General features: G+C 44.6%; 24 protein-coding genes. 6 read left to right on the forward strand and 18 right to left on the reverse strand.

The features are described from left to right. From HOO90_RS05525 to HOO90_RS05595, 15 genes are all read right to left on the reverse strand, one after another. The coding region (locus HOO90_RS05525) for a Gx transporter family protein (RefSeq protein WP_292840528.1) at nucleotides 1-359 on the reverse strand (359 nt) is incomplete at its 3' end. A 22-nt stretch (nucleotides 360-381) separates the two neighbouring features. Further along, entirely contained in the window at nucleotides 382-762 is a 381-nt protein-coding gene (locus HOO90_RS05530; RefSeq protein WP_292840531.1) for a NusG domain II-containing protein, read from the reverse strand. Between the two features lie 10 nt (nucleotides 763-772). Next, nucleotides 773-1,831 (reverse strand): FAD:protein FMN transferase, encoded by a 1,059-nt coding sequence (locus HOO90_RS05535; protein ID WP_292840534.1) that lies wholly within the window; start codon nucleotides 1,829-1,831, stop codon nucleotides 773-775. Nucleotides 1,832-1,927: 96 nt separating this feature from the next. Beyond that, complete coding sequence (gshB, locus tag HOO90_RS05540; RefSeq protein ID WP_292840537.1) at nucleotides 1,928-2,854, reverse strand: glutathione synthase; 927 nt, start codon at nucleotides 2,852-2,854, stop codon at nucleotides 1,928-1,930. A gap of 10 nt (nucleotides 2,855-2,864) precedes the next feature. Then, on the reverse strand, nucleotides 2,865-4,160 hold the full coding sequence (gene gshA / locus HOO90_RS05545; protein ID WP_292840540.1) for a glutamate--cysteine ligase: 1,296 nt from the start codon (nucleotides 4,158-4,160) through the stop codon (nucleotides 2,865-2,867). A 15-nt stretch (nucleotides 4,161-4,175) separates the two neighbouring features. Then, nucleotides 4,176-5,153, reverse strand: a complete 978-nt coding sequence (lipA, locus tag HOO90_RS05550) for a lipoyl synthase (RefSeq protein WP_292840543.1) — start codon at nucleotides 5,151-5,153, stop codon at nucleotides 4,176-4,178. After that, the gene (gene lipB, locus HOO90_RS05555; protein ID WP_292840546.1) at nucleotides 5,146-5,802 is read right to left on the reverse strand and encodes a lipoyl(octanoyl) transferase LipB; all 657 of its coding nucleotides are present in this window, start codon (nucleotides 5,800-5,802) and stop codon (nucleotides 5,146-5,148) included. The genes lipA and lipB overlap by 8 nt, the downstream gene beginning before the upstream one ends. 43 nt (nucleotides 5,803-5,845) lie before the next feature. Beyond that, nucleotides 5,846-6,127 carry a DUF493 domain-containing protein gene (locus tag HOO90_RS05560; RefSeq protein ID WP_292840549.1) on the reverse strand — a complete coding sequence of 94 codons (282 nt, stop codon included), beginning with the start codon at nucleotides 6,125-6,127 and terminating at the stop codon, nucleotides 5,846-5,848. 23 nt (nucleotides 6,128-6,150) lie between these two features. Beyond that, nucleotides 6,151-7,371, reverse strand: coding sequence for a D-alanyl-D-alanine carboxypeptidase family protein (locus HOO90_RS05565; RefSeq protein WP_292840552.1), 1,221 nt, complete (start codon nucleotides 7,369-7,371; stop codon nucleotides 6,151-6,153). Then, nucleotides 7,364-8,326 carry a septal ring lytic transglycosylase RlpA family protein gene (locus tag HOO90_RS05570; RefSeq protein WP_292840554.1) on the reverse strand — a complete coding sequence of 321 codons (963 nt, stop codon included), beginning with the start codon at nucleotides 8,324-8,326 and terminating at the stop codon, nucleotides 7,364-7,366. The genes HOO90_RS05565 and HOO90_RS05570 overlap by 8 nt, the downstream gene beginning before the upstream one ends. 131 nt (nucleotides 8,327-8,457) lie before the next feature. Beyond that, complete coding sequence (rodA, locus tag HOO90_RS05575) at nucleotides 8,458-9,552, reverse strand: rod shape-determining protein RodA (protein WP_292840556.1); 1,095 nt, start codon at nucleotides 9,550-9,552, stop codon at nucleotides 8,458-8,460. Beyond that, nucleotides 9,545-11,497 (reverse strand): penicillin-binding protein 2, encoded by a 1,953-nt coding sequence (mrdA, locus tag HOO90_RS05580; RefSeq protein ID WP_292840559.1) that lies wholly within the window; start codon nucleotides 11,495-11,497, stop codon nucleotides 9,545-9,547. The genes rodA and mrdA overlap by 8 nt, the downstream gene beginning before the upstream one ends. Nucleotides 11,498-11,521: 24 nt before the next feature. After that, nucleotides 11,522-12,001, reverse strand: a complete 480-nt coding sequence (gene mreD, locus HOO90_RS05585) for a rod shape-determining protein MreD (RefSeq protein ID WP_292840562.1) — start codon at nucleotides 11,999-12,001, stop codon at nucleotides 11,522-11,524. After that, nucleotides 11,988-12,995: a rod shape-determining protein MreC gene (mreC, locus tag HOO90_RS05590; protein ID WP_292840565.1), complete on the reverse strand. Its 1,008-nt coding sequence runs from the start codon at nucleotides 12,993-12,995 to the stop codon at nucleotides 11,988-11,990. The genes mreD and mreC overlap by 14 nt, the downstream gene beginning before the upstream one ends. A 256-nt stretch (nucleotides 12,996-13,251) precedes the next feature. Then, a complete protein-coding gene (locus HOO90_RS05595) occupies nucleotides 13,252-14,295 on the reverse strand; it encodes a rod shape-determining protein (protein WP_292840568.1) in 1,044 nt (347 codons plus the stop codon). Between the two features lie 211 nt (nucleotides 14,296-14,506). Here HOO90_RS05595 and gatC point away from each other — a divergent pair, with 211 nt between their 5' ends. The 3 genes from gatC to gatB are packed head-to-tail and all read left to right on the forward strand — an operon-like array spanning nucleotide 14,507 to nucleotide 17,773. Further along, complete coding sequence (gatC, locus tag HOO90_RS05600; RefSeq protein WP_292840571.1) at nucleotides 14,507-14,821, forward strand: Asp-tRNA(Asn)/Glu-tRNA(Gln) amidotransferase subunit GatC; 315 nt, start codon at nucleotides 14,507-14,509, stop codon at nucleotides 14,819-14,821. A gap of 22 nt (nucleotides 14,822-14,843) precedes the next feature. Continuing rightward, nucleotides 14,844-16,328 carry an Asp-tRNA(Asn)/Glu-tRNA(Gln) amidotransferase subunit GatA gene (gene gatA / locus HOO90_RS05605; RefSeq protein ID WP_292840574.1) on the forward strand — a complete coding sequence of 495 codons (1,485 nt, stop codon included), beginning with the start codon at nucleotides 14,844-14,846 and terminating at the stop codon, nucleotides 16,326-16,328. After that, entirely contained in the window at nucleotides 16,328-17,773 is a 1,446-nt protein-coding gene (gene gatB, locus HOO90_RS05610; RefSeq protein WP_292840577.1) for an Asp-tRNA(Asn)/Glu-tRNA(Gln) amidotransferase subunit GatB, read from the forward strand. The genes gatA and gatB overlap by 1 nt, the downstream gene beginning before the upstream one ends. A gap of 45 nt (nucleotides 17,774-17,818) precedes the next feature. Here gatB and HOO90_RS05615 read toward each other — a convergent pair whose 3' ends face one another. Further along, complete coding sequence (locus tag HOO90_RS05615; protein ID WP_292840580.1) at nucleotides 17,819-18,697, reverse strand: DUF4124 domain-containing protein; 879 nt, start codon at nucleotides 18,695-18,697, stop codon at nucleotides 17,819-17,821. A gap of 20 nt (nucleotides 18,698-18,717) precedes the next feature. After that, on the reverse strand, nucleotides 18,718-19,371 hold the full coding sequence (gene pyrE / locus HOO90_RS05620) for an orotate phosphoribosyltransferase (RefSeq protein WP_292840583.1): 654 nt from the start codon (nucleotides 19,369-19,371) through the stop codon (nucleotides 18,718-18,720). A 37-nt stretch (nucleotides 19,372-19,408) separates the two neighbouring features. Here pyrE and HOO90_RS05625 point away from each other — a divergent pair, with 37 nt between their 5' ends. The 3 genes from HOO90_RS05625 to HOO90_RS05635 all read left to right on the forward strand — a co-directional run bounded on the left by HOO90_RS05625 (nucleotide 19,409) and on the right by HOO90_RS05635 (nucleotide 21,065). Continuing rightward, entirely contained in the window at nucleotides 19,409-20,197 is a 789-nt protein-coding gene (locus HOO90_RS05625; RefSeq protein ID WP_292840586.1) for an exodeoxyribonuclease III, read from the forward strand. A 238-nt stretch (nucleotides 20,198-20,435) separates the two neighbouring features. Then, on the forward strand, nucleotides 20,436-20,807 hold the full coding sequence (locus HOO90_RS05630) for a DUF6869 domain-containing protein (protein WP_292840589.1): 372 nt from the start codon (nucleotides 20,436-20,438) through the stop codon (nucleotides 20,805-20,807). 66 nt (nucleotides 20,808-20,873) lie between these two features. Beyond that, entirely contained in the window at nucleotides 20,874-21,065 is a 192-nt protein-coding gene (locus HOO90_RS05635; RefSeq protein ID WP_292840591.1) for a hypothetical protein, read from the forward strand. A 50-nt stretch (nucleotides 21,066-21,115) separates the two neighbouring features. Here the strand turns inward: HOO90_RS05635 and HOO90_RS05640 are convergent. After that, on the reverse strand, nucleotides 21,116-21,765 hold a 650-nt coding region (locus HOO90_RS05640; protein ID WP_292840594.1), incomplete at its 5' end, for a DMT family transporter.

Genomic DNA, 21,765 nt, shown 5'->3' on the forward strand with positions numbered 1-21,765 from the left:
GCAAATGCAGCGAGTATGCTGAGTGAAACTGGGCTGAACCATTTTTTGGGTAGGTGTACGCCTAGCCATAGCACGCCTAAACTTAGCAATGCGCCACTTAAACTTAAAATAAACGTGGGGGATAAAAACTGACCAAGCAGTAGGCTGCTGGCAAATACCCGCAAAATACTTACCCATGCGGCGGTGGCAAAACCATACTGGTACAGCACATACAAGGTCACGATATTGGCAATGCCAGGCTTTACGCCTGGTAAAGGCGATGGAATTACGGCTTCTACCATGTGTAGCGCAATGGCAAAGGCCGCAAGCTTGGCAATGCGGTGGTCTTCTGCAGTGGTTTGAATTTGGGTTGGTTTCAATCTGGTTGCTCTTTAATCTGAGCTAATAATTAAGTGAATCATAAGGTTTCGTTTCGCCTAGTAACTCTAGGCTAATTTGATTAGGCAAACAAATGGCAGCTTGCCCCGCGCGCGTTAGCCAGCCTTGATGTACGCAATATTGATTATGGCAAGGGGATTTTGCAAAACGCGCTTTGCCTTGCGCAATGCTGATGGTGGCAGTACCTATGGGGCCGTGCACATGTATTTCGCGCTGCTGATTGAGGCTGTAGGTGGCGTAGATTTTATCGCCTAGGCGGATTTGTACTTTAGCCGCATGTTCATTGGTCCACAGTGTTTGAAATAACAAGACGATGCCTAGTATGCCAGTTAAAACAATTAGCCAATCGCCTATGAGCAACTCTTTGCAAAGTTGCTTTGGCAAGGTGAATAGGTTACTGAATCGTGGTGAATTTAACATCTGTGCTGAGCCAATTGAGTTTATTAACCATTCTCTTTGACACAAAAATCTGGCCTTTGGCATCAATCACCATGAAATTATCAATGCCAAATGCTTGTGCGGCCGTGCTTTTATTCTCAGCTGATTCGATAAAAATCGGCTTGGAAGCGACGTCCGACAAAACACCTGCCTGCGTCTCCTGAGTGGCTTGTGGCGGCACCAGCACGGTTACGGCTTGTGTGTGTTGTACTGGGTAACCTGTGCGTGGGTCGATGATATGGCAGTAGCGTTTACCGTTTAACGTGAAGTACCGTTGGTAATCGCCCGATGTGCCAACCGCCCAGCCATCGGGTAAATCGACTGTAGCAATCGCGGTGGGTGCACGCGGATGTTGTATGCCGATGCGCCACGCTTTGTTGCCATGCTGGCCAATGGCAATAATATTGCCACCAATGTTAATGAGTGCATTTTTAACGCCTGTTTGGCGTAAATATTGCGCAGCATAATCGAGCGCATAACCTTTGGCATAGCCGCCTAAATCAAGCTTAACCGCGCGATTTTTGCTATAGGCAGTATGTTCTTCAAGCACAATATCTTCCATACTTGGCTTGGCATTAACTAATGATTTTATTTTTTCATCGTCAATTTTTACGGCACCAAATTCATCGCGCTGAAAGCCCCAAGCGCCGATTAAATGGCCAATAGCTGGGTTGAATAAGCCTTCAGATTTAATAGAAAGTAGTTTGGCATCGGCAAGCATGGTGGCTAAATCTGGTTGAATGGAAATGGGCTGGCTACCCGCCTCAAACGTCGCATTTAATTGCCCAATCTCACTCGGCTTGCCCGCTGAGATTGGCTTCCATGCGTGTAGGCGATCGTGTAACTGTTGAAAGTCTTGCAACACTTGATTGGCAAGAGATCTTGCGCGCGCATCAGGTTCACCATAAATGCTGATATCCACCAAGGTGCCAAACACATAGCTTTGGCTATGGTAGAGCGGTTCTTCAAAACAGCTTGTGAGAAGAAGAAAGATGGGAATTAATAAATATCGCATACGGATATGATAGACGATTTAGAACGAAATATTAGGTTTGATTCAAATCGGCATTCCCCGCTTTGGCTGGTTTGATAAGCGCAACAAGCTTAGAGGCTAGCGTTTCTCTAAGGCCTCTAGAAAAACTTGTGCTGGTTTGCAGTCTGTTTGTTTTGCTATCTCAACCATGCCAGTTGGGCTGGTCACATTAATCTCGGTTAAAAAATCACCAATCACATCTAAGCCAACTAAAAATAATCCTGCTTGCTTAAGCGTTTTGCCAACCGTAGTGGCGATTTCTAAATCACGCGCGCTGAGTGCTTGAGCCACCCCTGTGCCGCCCGCCGCCAAGTTGCCACGCGTTTCGCCAGCTTTTGGAATACGTGCAAGCGCATAGGGTAATGGCATGCCATCAATCACAATAATTCGCTTATCGCCTTGTAATATTTCAGGCAGATAGCGCTGCGCCATAATGGTGCGTGCGCCAAAATTGGTGATGGTCTCTAGTATCACGCTGATATTGGGGTCTGTTAAGCTTAAACGAAAAATACTGCTGCCACCCATGCCGTCTAACGGCTTTACCACGATATCTTGATGCGAATTTAAAAATTCACGAATCAAATTGTTATTCGCCGTGACTAAAAATTCAGGTGCAAACTGCGGAAACCGTGTGACCGATAGTTTTTCATTCCAACTGCGAATCGCACTTGGTTTGTTATAGACCTTTCCGCCTTGTTCGGCGGCGATTTCAAGCAGGTAAGTGCTGTAAAGATACTCGTTATCAAAAGGCGGATCTTTGCGCATGATAATCGCGTCAAACGCCGCGGGCACATATTCAATGGCCTGTTCTGTCGAAAATTGCTGTGCCGTAAAAGTGAATTTTTGCGCGTTAATTTTAGCCGTTTCGCCACGTAAAAAAAGATCGTGCTGTTGGCTTACAAATAACTCGTGGCCGCGGCTTTGTGCCGCGCGCATAATGGCCAGACTAGTGTCTTTATGGGCTTTTAAGCTTTCTAGTGGGTCTAAAATGAAGAGTAGTTTCATTGCCGTTTATTTATTGATTGAGCGGGTCTTGCTCTTGTAGCTCAATTGCAGCGGCGAGTAGCGCCAAGCGCGCCACAACGCCATAAGCGTAAAAGCGATTCGGCGCGGCATCGGGTGCACCTGCGCAATCGGGTAATGTACAGGGCTTTTCGAATGCCAACGGCACAAAATGCGAACCTGGTGCGTTGAGGTTTTCATCTACGTCGCGCCCAGTGTGGACACGGTAAAACCCACCAATCACAAAGTGGTCCATCATGTATACCACAGGCTCGGCTACCGCATCATTGATGCTTTCAAAGGTGTACACGCCTTCTTGAATAATCACTTCAGAAACCTGCAAGCCTTCTTTGACGACCGACATTTTATTGCGAGCCTTGCGATTTAAATCACGCACATCGTCAGGAGACTTTACCGTCATAATGCCCATGCCATAGGTGCCAGCGTCAGCTTTTACAATCACAAATGGTTCTTGGGTGACGCCATATTGCGCATATTTTATTTTAATCTTTTCAAGTAATTGCGCTACTTTTAGGGCAAGGCATTCTTCACCGGTGCGTGCGTGGAAGTCAATCTCGCCACAAGTTTCAAAATAGGGATTGAGTAGCCATTCATCAATGCCAAGCAGTTCGGCAAACTCTTTCGCCACGCGGTTATACGCACTAAAATGTTGCGATTTTCGACGTGTGCTCCAACCTGCGTGCAACGGCGGTATTAAATCTTGCTCCAGATTTTTAAGAATTTCTGGGATGCCTGCCGACAGGTCATTGTTAAGTAAAATCGCACAGCTATCAAAATCGCCCAATGTTTTATTGATGAGTTTGATGCGATTGCCGATTCTCACTACTGGTTCTAGCAGCAGGGTGTGACCATCATGTGTTTCGAGTTCTGCGGGCTCGGTAATTTCAGGCGAAATGGAGCCTACTCGCACGTCAAGCCCGGCTTGTTTTAAAATGTTAACCAGTTCATAAACATTACGTAAGTAATAAGTATTGCGGGTGTGATTTTCTGGAATAACCAGCAAGCGGTGGGCTTCTGGGCAGATTTTTTCTACCGCTACCATGGCGGCCTGTACGCTTAAAGGCAAGAAGTCTGGGTTAAGGTTATTAAAGCCACCAGGGAATAAATTGGTATCAACGGGTGCAAGCTTGAAACCCGAGTTGCGTAAATCCACACTGGCATAAAATGGTGAGGCATATTCTAGCCATTGGGTACGAAACCAATGCTCGATTTTTGGCATGGCATCCAGCATCTTTTTTTCTAGGCTGAGTAACGGGCCATTCAAGGCGGTTGTTAAGTGTGGGACCATAAATACTTTCTAAACTTATAATACTTCGTGTGCTTGCACATCGGCGTGGTAGCTACTTCTTACCATGGGGCCACTTGCTGTGTTATTAAAGCCCATCGCTCCGGCTTTTTGTTTTAATTGATCAAATACAACAGGTTCTACATAGCGCATTACGGGCAAATGGTGCACGCTGGGTTGCAGATATTGCCCTAAAGTGAGCATGCTGACATTATGCGCACGCAAATCTTGCATAACCGCTAAAATCTCATCGTCGGTTTCGCCTAATCCTAACATTAGGCCCGATTTTGTCGGTATATCAGGGTACATTTCGCCAAATTTTTTTAGCAAGGTGAGCGAGTTTTGATAGTCCGAACCAGGTCTGGCTTGCTTGTAAAGGCGCGGGATAGTTTCCAGATTGTGATTCATTACATCAGGCGGCGCTTTGCGCAATATTTCCAGTGCTACGTCTAGGCGACCACGGAAATCGGGGACTAATATTTCAATTTTAATATTAGGTGATTGCTGGCGTACCGCATGTATACAATCGACAAAATGTTGCGCGCCGCCATCCGGCAGGTCATCACGGTCTACGCTGGTTATGACCACGTAATTAAGTTTCATTTGGGCGATGGTACGCGCTAAATTTTCTGGTTCGTTTTTGTCGGGTGGTAGGGGCTTACCATGTGCCACATCGCAAAAGGGGCAACGGCGGGTGCAAATGTCACCTAAAATCATAAAGGTTGCGGTGCCGCCGCTAAAGCATTCACCAATATTCGGGCAGCTTGCTTCTTCACAAACAGTGTGCAGTTGGTTGTCGCGCAGAATTTTTTTGATTTCCTGATAGCGTGCGGAATCGGGCGCTTTCATGCGTATCCATTCGGGCTTACGCTGCATCGGTTGCGGAATAATCTTAATCGGAATACGCGAGGTCTTTGCGGCGTCAATTTCTTTGATCCCTGCAATTTTAGAACCTGTTCTATTCTCATTAATTTTTGGCGTAGTAAGGTCAGTCATGCGAATGTCCGTCGGCTAATTTTTTGCAGAGAATTTCGATAAGTCTCTCCGCAATCGTTGGGAGGCTGGCAGCAATGCCTAAATCTTGTGTCTGTGTCACTTTTAGTCCTGCAAAACCACAAGGGTCGATGGCTTCAAATGGTGTTAAGTCCATGTTGATATTCAAGCTTAGGCCATGATAGCAGTAATTGTTTTTTATACGTAAGCCAAGTGAGGCAATTTTGGCTTCTTGCACATACACGCCAGGGGCGTCGGTTTTGGCTTCAGCAGTATGGCCATAGTCTGCCAGCAACTCGATGACCGTATTTTCTAAAATACTGACGAGTTTTCGTATATTGAGTTGGTGGCGGTTTAGGTCGAGTAATAGGTAAATAATAAGCTGCCCAGGCCCGTGATAAGTGATTTTTCCGCCACGGTCAGTATGCACGACCGGAATATCCTCTCGAATCGGTAACCGAACATTTTTGCGATTGAGCCCCAAGGTAAAAACGGCTGGATGTTCCGTCAGCCAAATTTCATCGGGCGTGCTGGGGGTTCGAGCCGCGGTGAACTTCTGCATGGCATGCCAAGTTTCGGTAAAATCGCTAAGCCCTAACTCTCTGATTACTGGAATAGGTGTTTCTTGTGCTATTTTTAAAGAAGGCTGCATTTAAAAATTGTAATGGGGTGAACTGGCCAAGGTCACAAAAAATTCAAAGTGCAAATTTAACAAGCGGATGTGAACTGAGCAGGCGGTAAATATCATCTAACTGTGCTTGCGATTTCACATGTACCGTACAGGTCAGGCTGGTGTATTTGCCAGAAGAACTGACGCGTATTTCAATCTGCTCGGGTGAGAATGTCGGGATAATGGTGCTGATGAGAAGAACAACGGTCTCTTTAAAAATACTCTGCGTTTTACCCATAACCTTGATCGGGAAGTCGCAAGGAAAATCAATGAGGGGTGCAGCGGTATGCGGTTCAATATCAGCCATAATTTATTCGTGCAAGTATGTTTTTATTGTAAAAGCAACTTAATCGAATCCCAAGCGCGTCCAAAAACACCTGCACCCTCAATTGATTTTGCTGCAACCAAGGTGCGCTCATCAATTGTTTTACCGTTTAAGGTAAATTTTACGCTACCAATAATCTGACCTTTTTTGATTGGGGCAATTAATGGTTGAACGCTAGATAGAACGGCCTTTACATTGGCATACTCTCCTTTAGGTAAGGTAACGAATAAATCATCGCTAACCGTAGAAGCCACTTGATTTTCATTGCCTTTCCAAACTTTTAGCTGATTTATGCTTTGTCCATTTTTATAGACTAATTTTGTATCAAAATATTGATACCCGTAATTGAGTAATTTTTGGCTTTCTGTAGCACGTGCGGCATCGGTAGGGGCGCCAAGGACAACGGAAATGCGGCGGACATTATCCCGTTTAGCTGAAGCAATTAAACAATAGCCAGCGGATTGCGTATGCCCCGTTTTCATGCCATCTACATTGGGGTCTAGCCATAACAGTCGGTTACGGTTGGGCTGGGTAATTTTGTTGTAGGTATATTCTTTGACAGAATATAGACGCTGATACTGCTCGGGAAAGTCTTGAATTAAGGCGGTCGCGAGAATGGCTAAATCATCTGCTGTAGTGTAATGTTGCGGATCAGGCAAACCTGTTGCGTTCATGTAGTGGGTATTTTTCATGCCCAAACGCTGCGCTTCTTTATTCATCATGTCGGCAAACTGTGCTTCCGTGCTGGCAATACCTTCTGCCAAGGTAATGGAGGCGTCATTGCCTGATTGAATAATCATGCCGTGTAAAAGCTCATCCACTGTTACTGGTTTATTGGGTTCAATAAACATTTTTGAGCCCTCGACTTTCCAGGCGATTTCACTGACTGGTAGCGATTGGGCGGGAGATAAAAAACCGTTTTTAATGGCTTTGAAACTTAAGTAAGCCGTCATGATTTTGGTAAGTGATGCAGGCTCAACACGCATGCTGCTGTTTTGTGCTGCAATCACATGGTGGCTATTAAAGTCTTTAAGTAAGTAGGCTTTTACCGCTAAATTTGGTGGCGAAGCTATCTGCGTGCTACCAGCGTGTGCAACGGAAGTGAAACTTGAGGCTATAAAAACCAGCGTTATAAAGCCAGGTTTAACTTGGCTTTTAAACCATGAAGTGAGAGAGTGACTAAGTACGATGTTGGTATTTGTTTGCATGGCAGTAAAGTTATTCATTAGTGACGTGTGCGGGGGCGTTTAGTTGTCTGCGAATATTGGCAGCAGAAATATCAGCTTCATTTTTGCTTGCGTAGGGCCCGAGCTTTACGCGATAAAGGCCATCATTATACACGTTAGCAACGGCTACATTTTCAACAAGATTCAGACTCTGGATTTTTTTCTGTAAAAGTGTGCCGTTAGCCTCATTTTTAAAAGCGCCTGCTTGTACGTAATATTGAGTCGTGTTGGCATTCGTTACTGCTGCAGGCAAGCTTTGTTCTGCGGGGTTTGCAATCGATTTGCTAATGTTTGCTAGGTTGTCGAAGGATGACTGATTCGCTAACAAATTATTGTCAGACTGTTTTTGTATCGCTTCTGCACTGGTGTCTATTGTTTCCACTTCAACCAAACCACTACCTTGATCTATCAAGCGTAGTTGATGTGCAGCGGCATAAGATAAATCGATTAAGCGCTTATGTTTAAATGGCCCTCTGTCGTTGATGCGAACAATCACAGAGCGACCATTGGCAGGATTAGTCACTTTGGCGTAGCTTGGAATCGGCAATATCGTATGTGCAGCCGTCATGGCATACATATCATAAATTTCGCCAGTCGAAGTTTTTTTGCCATGAAATCGCTTGCCATACCAAGAGGCAATACCCTGTTTTTTATAGGGCACATAGCTGTTCATGGGCGTATAGCGTTGGCCCAAAGCCGAATAAGGTCTGTTAGCACGTGCGTGATAGGGCTCTGTTTTTAGCGTTGCACTTGGGATACTGTCGATATTGGCGGGGGCATTCTCACCTGGACCATCATCTAAGTAATAGCCTCCTGAGCCCGGTTTTAATTCTGGTTTTGGTTCTATTTTTGTGATGACTTCATTGGCTGTTGAGGGTTTTGTTTCTGCGGGTATTGGTTTGGCAGGCGATGTAGTTGGAGTTTTTGCACTGGGCGAAGGGGTAGTTGATTTCATAGGGCTATTTAAGCTACAAGCGGCTAATAAGGTGATTGCACACCACACAGCATATTTTCTTGCTAGCCTCGACATCATCGATAATAATCGGCGGTTTACTAAAATATGCTTTTTTAAAAATAGCCCAAGCATTAAGTTGCCACCAGTTTTTTATGTGTTTGAATGCTCATTAAGATACCAAAGCTGAGGCATATTGTCACCATTGAAGTTCCGCCATAACTAATTAAAGGTAATGGCACGCCAACCACAGGCAGAATGCCGCTGACCATGCCCATGTTAACAAATGCATAAGTGAAAAATGTCAGTGTGATGCTACCCGCCAACAAGCGTGAAAACGTGCTTTGCGCTTGCGATGCAATCACTAGGCCACGTAGGATAATTAGACTAAAAAGAGTGAGGAGTAATAGGTTGCCTAAAAAGCCAAACTCTTCACTAAATACCGCAAATATAAAGTCGGTTGTTCGCTCTGGTAAAAAGTCTAGCTGTGTTTGCGTGCCGTTAAGCCAGCCCTTACCTGCAACTCCACCTGAACCAATTGCAATAATCGCTTGTATGGTGTGGTAGCCAGAACCCAGCGGATCCTGTGTTGGGTCAAGCAGTATTTCAATGCGTCGTCGCTGATAATCGTGTAGCAGAGTCCATAGGATGGGCGTAGAGGCGGCAAATAGAACAATGCCGCCAAGCAAAAATTTCCAATTTAGCCCAGCTAAAAACAAAATATAAAAGCCAGAAGCTGCAATGAGTAGTGATGTCCCTAAGTCGGGCTGTTTCATAATTAACGCTACGGGAATACCCAATAATAGGGCTCCAATCGCAAAGTCGGCGACTTTTGGCTTACCTTCACGTTGCGAAAAATACCAGGCGAGCATCATTGGCATGGCAATACGCATAATCTCAGAGGGTTGGATTGTAGTAACCCCTAGGTTTAACCAGCGCTGTGCACCATGACTAATTGTGCCAAATAATTCAACGCAAATTAAAAGAAAAACGCCGAGTATGTAGAGTGGTAATGCAACGCGCTCGAGTTGATTTGGCGCAATATTGGCGGCGACCCACAAGAAGCTGAACGCCACAACTATGTTGAGCCCTTGTCCATACACCCGTGATGCACTTTGTCCTGAAGCGCTATAGAGAACAAATAGGCCTACCATCAAGGTAAAAAATAAGCAGGCCATCAGAAAAGGGTCTATGTGCTTTATGAATCGCTGTAACAGTTTGCTAATCATGCAATTCTTCTTCAGGTGCAAGTATAGGTGTAGTTGTACCGGTATTCTCAGTAAGAGTTGGGGGTTCTTTCTTGTCAGAAGTGGTATTTTCAGGGGTTGGCAATTTGCCTAATAAATAATAATCCATTACTTTTCTAGCGATAGGGCCAGCGGCAGAGCCACCATGACCACCATTTTCCACGATAACGGCAAGCGCAATGGTGGGGTCCTCTGCCGGTGCGTAAGCTACAAATAGCGCATGGTCACGATGGCGCTCATCCAGCGCGCTGGCGTTATATTTTGCATTTTGCTTGATGCCAACTACTTGTGCTGTGCCGGTTTTTGCTGCAATGCTATAGCCTGCGTTTGCGCCGACACTGGCTGCAGTACCTCCAGGCAATGTCACATCAATCATTCCGCGTTTCACAATCTCAATATTTTCTGGTTTAAGCGGAATCCTGTCTTGCACGACAAGTGGAATCATTTGGCTTTCATTGGAAATGGCTTTTTGAATTTTGGTCACTAAATGCGGTTTCATGGCCACACCATTGTTGGCTAAGGTTGCGGTAGCTTGGGCAAGCTGTAATGGCGTCACTAAAGTATAACCCTGGCCGATACCGACAATGACCGTTTCACCCTGATACCAAGGTTGTTTGAAACGACGTGATTTCCACTCAGGGGTAGGTAGCAAGCCTGCATTTTCGCCTTGAATATCGATGCCAGTTTTCCTGCCAAAATTAAAATGCCGTACAAAATCAGTTAATTTATCTATGCCTAATTCTAGCGCTAAACCGTAAAAAAAAGTGTCGCAAGAAATAGTAATAGCACGTTGCATATCAACCATGCCGTGTCCACCAGGTTTCCAGTCGCGGTATCGGTGTGAACTATTGGCTAAAGTAAAATACCCTGCATCATGAATTGCAAAAGGTGGCGCGCGTTTACCTGCCTCTAGCCCGGCCATGGCGACAAAAGGCTTGAAGGTTGACCCTGGCGGGTATATGCCGCGTATGGGACGATTAATAAGCGGTTTGTCTAGTGACTCGTTGAGTAGTTTCCAATTGTCAACATCAATGCCGTCAACAAATAAATTCGGGTCAAAAGTGGGCTGGCTTACATAGCTGAGCACTTCCCCCGTTTTAGGATTGATGGCGACTAAAGCGCCACGTCGTTCACCAAAGGCGGTTTCGGCGATTTCTTGTATCTTGCTATCAATCGACAACACCAGATTGCTACCAGGCACAGGTGCGGTACTGGATAATACGCGGACTGCACGGCCATCGGCATCAATTTCCACCTGTTGAAAACCAGTGGTGCCATGTAGCTGAGCCTCATAAAATTGCTCTACCCCACTTTTTCCTACATGATCCGAGCCTTTGTAATTGGAAAGTACGCCTTCTTTTTCTAGGTTTAATAAATCTCTATCGTTGATGCGGCCAATATAGCCCACCATGTGAGAACCAAGTTTGCCCAGTGGGTAGTGGCGATAAAGTCTCGACTTGATTTCTACGCCAGGAAATCGGTAATGATTCACGGCAAAGCTGGCCGCTTCTACTTCGTTGAGGTGGGTGCGAATCGGCACACTTTCAAAATTGCGGCTTTCTTCACGCAGTTTGTTAAAACGTTTGCGGTCTAGCGAGCTTACTTCAACGAGTTTGCTAACTTCTGCAATGGTTTGTTCTAGGTTTTCAACTTTCGAGGGTGTTATTTCGAGGGTATATACAAAGAAATTGTGTGCCAGTACAACACCATTTTTATCAAGAATTAAGCCGCGGTTTGGAACGATAGGCACTAAGGAAATGCGATTGTTTTCGGCGAGTGTCTGGTAATGCTTATATTGTTTAATCTGCAAATACGAAAAGCGAAAAGCCAATATGCCGAAAAAGAAAAGTACCACAAATGCGGTAAAGCCTAAGCGCAACCTAAAATAATATTGCTCGTGCAAAAAGTTTTTAAGTTCGGAACGCATTACTAAATGCCAATCCTCGATTGATCAAGCGGCACGTGAACGCCCGCCCGTATTGAGTCCGAGTAGCACTGCTATTTTCCATAATAAAATACCAGTAATGCTTGGTAAAAAATAACTCCAGCCTATAAAATCCGCCCCTGAGAAAGTTTTAAATATTAGTAGCGCGATTTGTGAAATAAGCAACAGTAGAAATACGTAGAAAAGTTGTTGTGTATTGTTAAATAACACGAGGCGACGTTGATAGGTCACGGCAAAAAAGGCGGTAATAGTATAGGCGAGTGCCTGTTGGCCAAATATGCTGCCCGTGGCTAAATCTACAAACAAGCCGACAAACCAAGCAGTGCCAACATTGCATAAATTTGGAGCACGTATTATCCAAAAAACAACCACAAGCAACAGAAAATCTGGGCGAATTTTTAACCAGACTCCAGACCAAGGTAGAAGTAGAAAAATGAACGCTACAATGAGCGAAAAGTAAACGGACTTTAGCTTACTCGGTGGCATGGGGTTTGCTCGTATTATCTGGGTTTGGTTTTGTATCAGCTGGTTTGGTTTGGTTTGGTTTCGCGTCAGCTTCTTTGCTGTCAAGCGGTTTTGCTAGCGCTTCTACTTTGCTCTGTTCGATAGCTAATTTAGCTGTTTGAGGAATACTAACTAACAATACTTGGCGGTGATTCTCAACGCCGCCGGTTGGCATGCAAATGATGCGCGCAAAAGGCGAGTCAGGCGTAATCTCAATGTGCGATACCATTGCAACGGCAAGCCCTGCAGGATAAACGCCGTCAATGCCAGAGGTCACTAATTTGTCACCACGTTTTATATCCACATTGGTTGGTAAGTAAGGTAAATCCATTGTGTTGTCACGTCCGTGCCCAAATGCAATCGCACGTAAACCATTGCGTTCCACTTGTATTGGAATTGCTAGGTATTTATCGGTAATGAGCGTCACCTCGCTACTTAACGGATACACGCGGGTTACTTGACCAATGACGCCAGTGCCATCAACCACGGCTTCCCCCGCTTCGACGCCATGGCTAAAACCGCGATTCACGATAATCTTTTTTGTGAATAAATCACGACCCACATGCATTATTTCCGCCACGATGCTGCTTTCAATAATGGACTTATTGGTTTGTAACAGTTCGCGCAAGTATTCATTTTCGAGAGCCAAGGTGTTCAATTTTTGCAAAGCGATAGCTTGCTGAAGCTCATGTTGCTTTAATTGACGATTCTCATTGAGCAACCTGTCGTGTGTCGTAAAGTATTCATCAATATTACGGTAAATCTGAGCTGGCGTATTGGCAAGCAATTGTAGCGGATGTAGAATGGCTTGTAGGTTTTGGCGTAATCCGGTGAGGTAATGCAGACGTGAATCAGACGCCATAAGTGCGATGGATAAAACTGAAAAAAAAGCCAATCGTGCAAATGCGCTGGGGCCACGCACAAAAAATGCGGGGGCGGCCTGATGTTCAAGCTTATGATTTATACGGTGCGACATTTGTTAAACAGTATTTAAATTCTCAAAACTGAAGTTCGTTTTTTTGTGCATTTCTTTAGGCAACCAGTATTGCAAAAAAAAGCGTGCATAAAAGTGCTTGATTGGTCTGCATTATGTAATTTAGGCCGCATAATACGGCCTAAATCTTTAGTTTAATACGTTTGCTTCAATCGCGGTAATTCGGTACTTGGAGGATTCGCCCATTTTAATCGACCAGAGAATCCATCGCTTAAAATCTCACTCTCTACTATTGTCGTTATTCGTAAGCGAAAATGCTTCCAAGCTTATCGATTTCCTCTAAAGCGCGGCCACAACCTCGCGCCACACAAGTTAATGGATCTTCTGCGACGATAACGGGTAAGCCAGTTTCTTCAACCAGCAATCGGTCAATGTCGCGTAATAATGCACCACCGCCAGTCAACACCATGCCTTTTTCGGCAATATCAGCGCCTAATTCGGGTGGAGTTTGCTCAAGCGCAGATTTTACAGCACCGACAATCGCGTTCAATGGCTCGGTTAGTGCCTCTAATATTTCATTGCTTGAAATAGTGAATTTACGCGGCAAACCTTCAGCAAGATTGCGGCCCGTCACTTCCATCTCTAAAACTGCAGAACCTGGGAAAGCAGAACCAATGGTTTTTTTGATGTTTTCTGCAGTTGGCTCAGAGATTTGCATGCCGTAATTGCGACGGATGTAGTCGATAATCGCTTGGTCAAATTTATCACCACCTACGCGTTCAGATTTGGCGTAAACAATACCGCCTAGTGAAATCACGCCCACTTCAGTTGTGCCACCACCAATATCTACCACCATAGAGCCAGTAGCCTCAGAAACTGGCATGCCTGCACCGATTGCTGCAGCCATTGGCTCTTCAATCAAGAATACTTGTTTAGCGCCAGCACGTTCTGCAGATTCTTTAATCGCACGGCGTTCCACTTGTGTTGAGCCAACGGGCACGCAAATAATGATGCGAGGGCTTGGGGAAAACCAGCGTGCATCATGCACACGGCGGATAAAATATTTGAGCATTTGCTCGGTAATGGTGAAATCGGCAATCACGCCGTCTTTCATTGGACGAATTGCTTGAATATTGGCTGGCGCACGACCCAGCATACCTTTGGCTTCTGCACCAACAGCTAATAAAATCTTTTTGCCACCCGGACCGCCTTCAAGGCGAATTGCGACGACTGAAGGTTCGTCTAAAACGATGCCCTTGCCACGTGAATAAATAAGGGTATTTGCTGTACCCAAGTCAATCGCTAGGTCGTTTGAAAAGTAACTAGTTATAAAACCGAACATTGTGTTTTTCCTGTGGTTTGATGCAAGATAACTGCCCGATGCGCTGCTTATTGTAAAAGCACGATTAAGGCGTCAGTAAAATGCAGGTATAATACCGCAAATCGAGTTGAAAATTAAGCGTTCGTTACAACTTAATTGTAACGAGAAGTTATGGCAAAGAGACGCGATTGAATTGTCAAAAAGTGTTAATTAAATTTTGGATTAATGAAACATGGCATTAAGCATTGAAGATATTAAAAAAGTCGCGCATTTGGCGCGTATTGAAGTAACTGACAGCGATGCGGCGGCTACGCTGAGTAAACTTACCGGTATTCTAGGATTGATTGAGCAGATGCAAGCGGTAGATACCTCTGGCATTGAGCCCATGTCCCATTCGCAGGATTTAAATCAGCGTTTGCGTGAAGATGTGGTGACTAAAATCAATCTGCGCGATGAGTTTCAAAAAAATGCTCCGATACTGGGGAATGGCTCAACACTGCCTGCGGTAGGGGATGGTCTGTATCTAGTACCTAAAGTAATTGAATAAGAACTTAAATTAAGACTTGAATATGATTAACAGTAGCCTAAAACAGCTTGGAGACCTGCTCCAAACGAAGAAGATTTCGAGTGTTGAATTAACACAAACTTTTTTAAATCGCATTCAACAATACAACCCAAGCATCAATGCCTATATTGCTTTAGACGAGGCTAGAACAATTGCACAAGCCAAAGCAGCGGATGAGCGAATTGCCTCTGGTAATGCTATGCCATTAACGGGCGTGCCTTTTGCGCAAAAAGATATTTTTTGCGCAAAAGGTTGGCAAACCACTTGCGGTTCTAAAATGCTGGCTAATTTTATAGCCCCCTATGATGCACATGTGATTACGCAGTTTGATACGGCGGGTGCGGTAAATTTGGGTAAAACCAATATGGATGAATTCGCCATGGGTTCGTCGAACGAGACTAGCTATTTTGGTGGCGTAAAAAACCCGTGGAGTTTTGACCGGGTGCCCGGCGGCAGTAGTGGTGGCAGTGCAGCAGCTGTGGCAGCAAGGCTTTGTGCGGCGGCAACTGGCACCGATACTGGAGGCTCTATTCGCCAGCCTGCTTCTTTATGCGGTTTTACTGGCTTAAAGCCAACTTATGGCGTTGTGTCGCGCTTTGGTATGATTGCTTTTGCTTCATCATTAGACCAAGCGGGTCCAATGGCTAAAAGTGCAGAAGATTGCGCATTGATGATGAACGTGATGGCGGGTTTTGATGAACGTGATTCAACCAGCTTGAATCGTGAAAAAGAAGATTACACGAGAGATTTAAACAAGCCATTGCAAGGCCTAAAAGTGGGTCTGCCAAAAGAATATTTTTCAGAAGGTTTAGATACCAACGTAGGTAAAGTGATTGAAGCTGCCATTGCTGAATACAAAAAACTCGGTGCGGAAATTGTAGATATTTCATTACCCAATACTGGCTTATCGATACCTGTTTATTACGTGTTAGCACCTGCGGAGGCTTCAAGTAATTTATCACGCTACGACGGTGTACGTTATGGCCACCGCGCTGCGGAATATACAGATTTGATGGACATGTACAACAAGAGCCGTGCTGAAGGTTTTGGTGCAGAAGTCAAACGCCGCATCTTGATTGGTACGTATGTATTAAGTGCAGGTTATTACGATGCTTACTACTTAAAAGCACAACAGATTCGCCGTTTGATTGCACAAGATTTTGTCGAAGCATTTAAACAATGTGATGTGATTATGGGGCCAGCGGCACCCTCCACCGCATTTAAGGCAGGCGAGAAAGTGGATGACCCTGTTGCCATGTACCTACAAGATATTTATACCATCTCTACCAACTTAGCGGGTTTGCCAGGCATGAGCGTGCCAGCAGGCTTTGCACAAAGTGACGATGGCGTATCGTTACCAGTGGGTTTGCAAATTATCGGTAATTATTTTGATGAAGCGCGCATGTTGAATGTGGCGCATAAATATCAACAAGTGACAGATTGGCACGAGAGAATGCCAGAACTGGTATTGCCAAAGGAAGCTAAATAATGGAATGGGAAGTCGTCATTGGGCTGGAAACTCACACCCAATTAAAAACAAACACGAAGATTTTTTCAGGTGCTTCTATCAAATACGGTGCAGAACCAAATACGCAAGCTTGCGAAGTCAGTATTGCTTTGCCAGGCGTGTTACCAGTTTTAAATAAAGAAGCCGTACATTGCGCGATTAAGTTTGGTTTGGCAATCAATGCGCATATTGCGCCACGTTCTGTTTTTGCACGTAAAAACTATTTTTACCCAGATTTACCAAAGGGCTATCAAATCAGTCAATTTGAGTTGCCCGTGGTGGGCAAAGGCGCTGTCACCATACAAGTGCCTGCGGTAGGTAAAAATGCGGCTTATGAAAAAGTGGTGAATATCACGCGTGCGCATTTGGAAGAGGATGCGGGTAAATCGGTGCATGGCGCTGTGGATGACATGAGTGGCATTGATTTAAACCGTGCTGGTACGCCCTTGTTAGAAATCGTGACAGAGCCAGATATGCGCTCGGCCGCTGAAGCGGTAGCCTATGCTAAAAAATTGCACGAACTTGTGCAATGGATAGGCATTTGCGACGGTAACATGCAAGAAGGCAGCTTTCGCTGTGACGTGAACGTATCGGTGCGCCAAAAAGGCACAGAAAAGCTTGGTACGCGTCGTGAGATTAAAAACTTAAACTCCTTCAAATTCATGCAGCAAGCCATTGAATACGAAACTCGCTGGCAAATTGAAACGCTAGAAGATGGCGGAACGATTCAACAAGCAACCGTCTTATTTAACCCAGACACAGGCGAAACACGCTCGATGCGTAGCAAAGAGGAAGCGAACGATTATCGCTATTTCCCTGACCCAGATTTATTGCCCTTGGTGATTTCAGAAGCCGATAAAGCAGCGGTAAAAGCCACGATGCCAGAGCTGCCAGAGGCCATGAAAGCACGCTTTGAAGCACACTATGCGCTATCAGCCTACGATGCCAGTGCGCTGACTACTTCGCGTGAATTAGCGGGCTATTTTGTTGCTACGGCTGATGCTGGCGCTGATGCGAAACAATCAGCAAATTGGATAATGGGCGCTTTGGCCGCTAAATTGAATGCCGCCGATATTGGTATTAGTGAATCACCAATCAATGCGCAACAGCTTGCCCAATTATTAAAACGAATTAGTGACAATACGATTTCAAACAATGCCGCAAAACAGGTATTTGAAGCACTTTGGAATGCAGAAGGGGATGTTGATGGCATTATTGCTACTAAAGGCCTAAAGCAAGAGTCAGACAGCGGTGCAATTGAAGCGATTATTGATGAGGTATTAGCCGCAAACCCAGCCATGGTCGAAGAATTTAAAGCGGGTAAAGAAAAAGCGTTTAATGCACTGGTTGGGCAGGCCATGAAAGCATCTAAAGGTAAAGCGAACCCTGCGCAAGTAAACGAATTGCTTAAGAAAAAACTAAGTTAAGCGTAAAAATCATGTTATATATGGCCGTTGGTTGCTAAGTAAGGCCTACTTAATAAAGCTTTGCTGCGATTTTTTAATGGATTCTTGCATCTCTGCTATTTCTTCATCAGCCCGTGCGACCTCTCTATTGGCTTGTTCAATGCCATCTCTGACATGCGGAGGCGCTTCAATACCAGCACGTTTATAGCTCAACGCTTTGTCTAAATTAAAATTCAAGCGAGTGTTTGCATCAGCTTTCCAAGCTTGAAGTTCAGTCAAAGTTTTTTTCTTGGCTTTAATGTAAGTGAGATTTTGATCACGTGGACGTAGCTCAAGATAGCGCTGTTTATAATTAGCAAAACGAGCTGTTGTTTGAGAAATACTACTTTCTACGGTTTTAATTTCTGATATATTTTTTAGTATTTGCAACTGGTAGCCTTTTACTTCTTCAACAATATGAGGCGGCATTTTTTTACCAGAAAATTTAGTATTTAAATTACGTAAATTCTTTTTCAAATCTTCTTGGCGTTGCTGTAATGCTTGCAATGCCAATTGGTCACTTTTTAAATTACGATTTTGCGCTAACTCAATTTCCTCAACGGACGAGTATGAAGCTAACAGCGCGCTATCTTGCCTGAGTTGTTCAGCAGAAACTTTTTCAATTTCTTGTGTGTTGGCATTTGGGTTAAAGGATTCATTGGTTTTAACCACGGTGCCTTGTTTGTTCAGCACGCTATTTCCCCGTCCAGCGTCTTGTGCTGGCAGTTTGTCACCATAATGGGTCACGCCATTTGCATCTTTCCACTTCACAATTTTGCTAGCTTCCGCATGCACGTGCAGTGAAAAACCAGCGAGTAAAAACAAGCAGCTAACAAACAGATAAAGTGAGCTGGCAAGTCTCACCATATTGGTATTTCTTAGATTAATTGTAGGCAAATACATCATCGGGCAAATTAATTTTCACTTTATGAATCAACGCCATATTGTTGGCGATACGCCTGAATGGACTGCAAATTTTGTACCAAATTATTTTGATGCTGTAAATATTGAATTAAGTCACTTAAATTAGCAATAGCACAAACAGGGATACCATTGGTTTTAATGACCTCTTGCACGGCAGAAAGGTCGCCAGTGCCACGTTCTTGCCGGTCTATCGCAATGGCTACACCACAAGCCTTGGCGTTATTCCCATTAATAAGCTCAACCGACTCACGCACAGAAGTGCCTGCCGAGATTACGTCATCAATGATAAGTACTCGACCCTTAAGCGGACTTCCCACGATGACGCCACCCTCGCCATGGTCTTTGGCTTCTTTACGGTTGTAGGCATAAGGTATATTTTCACCCGCTCTGGCAAAGGCAATGGCAATACTTGCGACTAAAGTGATGCCTTTATAAGCTGGGCCAAATAACATGTCGAACTCAATGCCGGAGTTTTTAATTGCGGCGGCATAAAATTCACCCAGTTTAAGTAAACTTTCGCCATCGTTAAACAGCCCAGCGTTAAAGAAATAGGGGCTTAATCTACCTGCTTTGGTTTTAAATTCACCAAAACGCAATACCTCTTTTTGCACCGCAAATGCGATAAACTCTTGGCTGACATTATTTCGTTGATTCATAATCTAAATTAAATCGAGTAAATTTAAGGAACAAGTTTTGAAGATTATATCGCTAAACCTAAATGGTATACGTTCTGCTACAAATAAAGGAGTACAAACTTGGCTACAAGCACAACAGGCCGATATCGTTTGCATGCAAGAAATTAAAGCACAACAGGCCGATATGACGCCAGTAATGCTCAATCCTCCCGGCTATCACGGCTATTTTCATTACGCAGAAAAAAAAGGCTACAGCGGCGTTGGCATTTACACTAAAATCAAGCCAGATGCGGTGATTGAAGGGCTAGGTGGCTCAAACAATGGCGTTCAAGACATTGATAGCGAAGGCCGCTATTTAGAATGCCAGTTTGGTAACTTAAGTGTGATTTCGCTTTATTTGCCAAGCGGCTCAAGTGGAGAAGAGCGCCAAGCTTTTAAATTCAGCGTCATGACGCGCTTTATGCTACACATGCAAACGCTCATTAAAAGCGGCCGTGAAATCATTATTTGTGGCGATTGGAACATCGCTCACAAAGAGGCCGACCTTAAAAACTACAAAGGCAACAAGAAAAATTCAGGCTTTTTGCCAGAAGAACGCGCATGGCTGACCACTTTGTTTGACGAAGTAGGCTGGGTAGATGTTTACCGCACCCTGCACCCCAACACCACAGATGAATGCTACACATGGTGGAGTAACCGAGGTGCAGCGTATGAAAAGAATGTGGGTTGGCGGTTAGATTACCAAATTACCACGCCAGCCACCGCGGCAAAGGCGGTTGCAACGAGTATTTATAAGGCAGAGAAGTTTAGTGATCATGCGCCGTTGATAGTGGAGTATTTGGATTAGGGGTTTTCTTAATTAATTAGTTTGCTTCCTTGTTCAAAATTATTGATTACTTTTGACTGTCCTGTTAATGTGCATCATAAGTATGTTTATAGCATTGCGTATGAATATAAATTTTAGGCAATATAAAAATAGTTAATACTATGATTTTATTACATACTTTATTTTTTGAAATTTAATTAGCATCCGATTTGATGTCTTTGACTCCGTCAAATCGGATGCCTACTTTACGTTTGAGCTTATGGATAAATCAGCACAGGAAGTTGCGTCCGCTTGGATCGAGAAATGGTCACAGCCCAATCCTGCTATAGGGGTTGATAAATTCGACCTTGATTTTGATATTCCGAGAGAAAATCCAACCCTTTGCCTTGAGGCTATTCTCGAAATCCTAAAAACAATACCAGCAGATACAATGAATCATCATTTTCAAGTATTAGCAGCAGGTCCTCTTGAGGATTTACTAGTTGAGCATGGTGAGACATATGTCGGAAGAATAGAGGAACTTGTAAGACAACGCCCCGATTTCAGGCTTCTTCTTAATGGAGTCTGGGGCAGTGGTATTAACCCAAATGTTGTTAAACAACTTTCAAAGTATTGGGGCAACAAATGGTAAGCTCCAACCCATCATTCAAGCGGGACGGTGGACTTTTCTTTTCGCCACTAGGCGAGTTACTTTCTTTTGCATGTCCAAAAGAAAGTAACCAAAGTAAATGACACCCCCTACCGCTTGTTTCCTGCGCTGCTCAGCTTAGTGGGCGGCAATCGGAACTTGCCAAATAAATCACTTGGCTCAAACAGTCGCTTGCCGAAAACTCCCATCAAGCTTGCGCTGCTCGGCGCGGTAGCAGGGGAGAGAAAGTCAAAAGTATGATACCCTGCGACCCGCATGGATATTGACTTGCAGGGCAGGTGCTTTCGTTCCTATTTATCTGCTCTTTTGTAGCTAATTTTACTAAACACCAACAACCCGCCTGCTACAATAATCAACATGCCGACCAAGCTCATAAAATCTGGGATGTGGTCAAAAAAGAGATAGCCGATTAAGCCTGCAAATAAAAGTTGCGTATATGAAAAGGGCGCGAGGGTGGAGGGTTTGGCGTGTTGGTAGGCTTTAGTCATCCACAGGTGGCTAACAAGTGCTGATACGCCGAGCAAGATCATCAATATAGCAAAATACAGTGTGGGTGTTTTCCAGAAAAATGGTAGTAACAAGCTGGTGACCAAGGCGCAAACCAATCCACTAATAAAGTTGGTGGTGCTGGATTTGTCGGTATGGTTAAGCTTGCGGGTGATGATTTGATATAGGCTGAACGAGAGTGCTGCACCTAGCGCTAACAAGGCCACTGGGTGAAATAGGCTTCCACCGGGGCGTACGATGAATAAAACGCCGATAAAGCCAACCGCCACAGCCACCCACTGCAATCGCGCGATTCGTTCACCCAAAAGCGGGCCTGACATGGCGGTGACTAATAACGGACTGAGATAAATAATTGCGGTGCCTTCGGCTAGCGGAATGTAGTGTAACGCGCTGATAAACATCAAATTGGTATTCGCCATGCATAAGCCGCGAA

Origin of the sequence: Methylotenera sp. (assembly GCF_013141425.1) — a bacterium.
GTDB lineage: Bacteria > Pseudomonadota > Gammaproteobacteria > Burkholderiales > Methylophilaceae > Methylotenera.

What these genes read in the sequence shown, in the direction of transcription:
- mrdA (WP_292840559.1), bottom strand. Translation starts at nt 11,497, where the DNA reads ATGCGTTCCGAACTTAAAAACTTTTTGCACGAGCAATATTATTTTAGG.
- gatC (WP_292840571.1), top strand. Translation starts at nt 14,507, where the DNA reads ATGGCATTAAGCATTGAAGATATTAAAAAAGTCGCGCATTTGGCGCGT.
- mreC (WP_292840565.1), bottom strand. Translation starts at nt 12,995, where the DNA reads ATGTCGCACCGTATAAATCATAAGCTTGAACATCAGGCCGCCCCCGCA.
- HOO90_RS05565 (WP_292840552.1), bottom strand. Translation starts at nt 7,371, where the DNA reads ATGAATAACTTTACTGCCATGCAAACAAATACCAACATCGTACTTAGT.
- lipB (WP_292840546.1), bottom strand. Translation starts at nt 5,802, where the DNA reads ATGCAGCCTTCTTTAAAAATAGCACAAGAAACACCTATTCCAGTAATC.
- gatA (WP_292840574.1), top strand. Translation starts at nt 14,844, where the DNA reads ATGATTAACAGTAGCCTAAAACAGCTTGGAGACCTGCTCCAAACGAAG.
- gshA (WP_292840540.1), bottom strand. Translation starts at nt 4,160, where the DNA reads ATGGTCCCACACTTAACAACCGCCTTGAATGGCCCGTTACTCAGCCTA.
- HOO90_RS05560 (WP_292840549.1), bottom strand. Translation starts at nt 6,127, where the DNA reads ATGGCTGATATTGAACCGCATACCGCTGCACCCCTCATTGATTTTCCT.
- gatB (WP_292840577.1), top strand. Translation starts at nt 16,328, where the DNA reads ATGGAATGGGAAGTCGTCATTGGGCTGGAAACTCACACCCAATTAAAA.
- mreD (WP_292840562.1), bottom strand. Translation starts at nt 12,001, where the DNA reads ATGCCACCGAGTAAGCTAAAGTCCGTTTACTTTTCGCTCATTGTAGCG.
- HOO90_RS05570 (WP_292840554.1), bottom strand. Translation starts at nt 8,326, where the DNA reads ATGAAATCAACTACCCCTTCGCCCAGTGCAAAAACTCCAACTACATCG.
- HOO90_RS05615 (WP_292840580.1), bottom strand. Translation starts at nt 18,697, where the DNA reads ATGATGTATTTGCCTACAATTAATCTAAGAAATACCAATATGGTGAGA.
- HOO90_RS05535 (WP_292840534.1), bottom strand. Translation starts at nt 1,831, where the DNA reads ATGCGATATTTATTAATTCCCATCTTTCTTCTTCTCACAAGCTGTTTT.
- HOO90_RS05630 (WP_292840589.1), top strand. Translation starts at nt 20,436, where the DNA reads ATGGATAAATCAGCACAGGAAGTTGCGTCCGCTTGGATCGAGAAATGG.
- pyrE (WP_292840583.1), bottom strand. Translation starts at nt 19,371, where the DNA reads ATGAATCAACGAAATAATGTCAGCCAAGAGTTTATCGCATTTGCGGTG.
- HOO90_RS05595 (WP_292840568.1), bottom strand. Translation starts at nt 14,295, where the DNA reads ATGTTCGGTTTTATAACTAGTTACTTTTCAAACGACCTAGCGATTGAC.
- rodA (WP_292840556.1), bottom strand. Translation starts at nt 9,552, where the DNA reads ATGATTAGCAAACTGTTACAGCGATTCATAAAGCACATAGACCCTTTT.
- lipA (WP_292840543.1), bottom strand. Translation starts at nt 5,153, where the DNA reads ATGACTGACCTTACTACGCCAAAAATTAATGAGAATAGAACAGGTTCT.
- gshB (WP_292840537.1), bottom strand. Translation starts at nt 2,854, where the DNA reads ATGAAACTACTCTTCATTTTAGACCCACTAGAAAGCTTAAAAGCCCAT.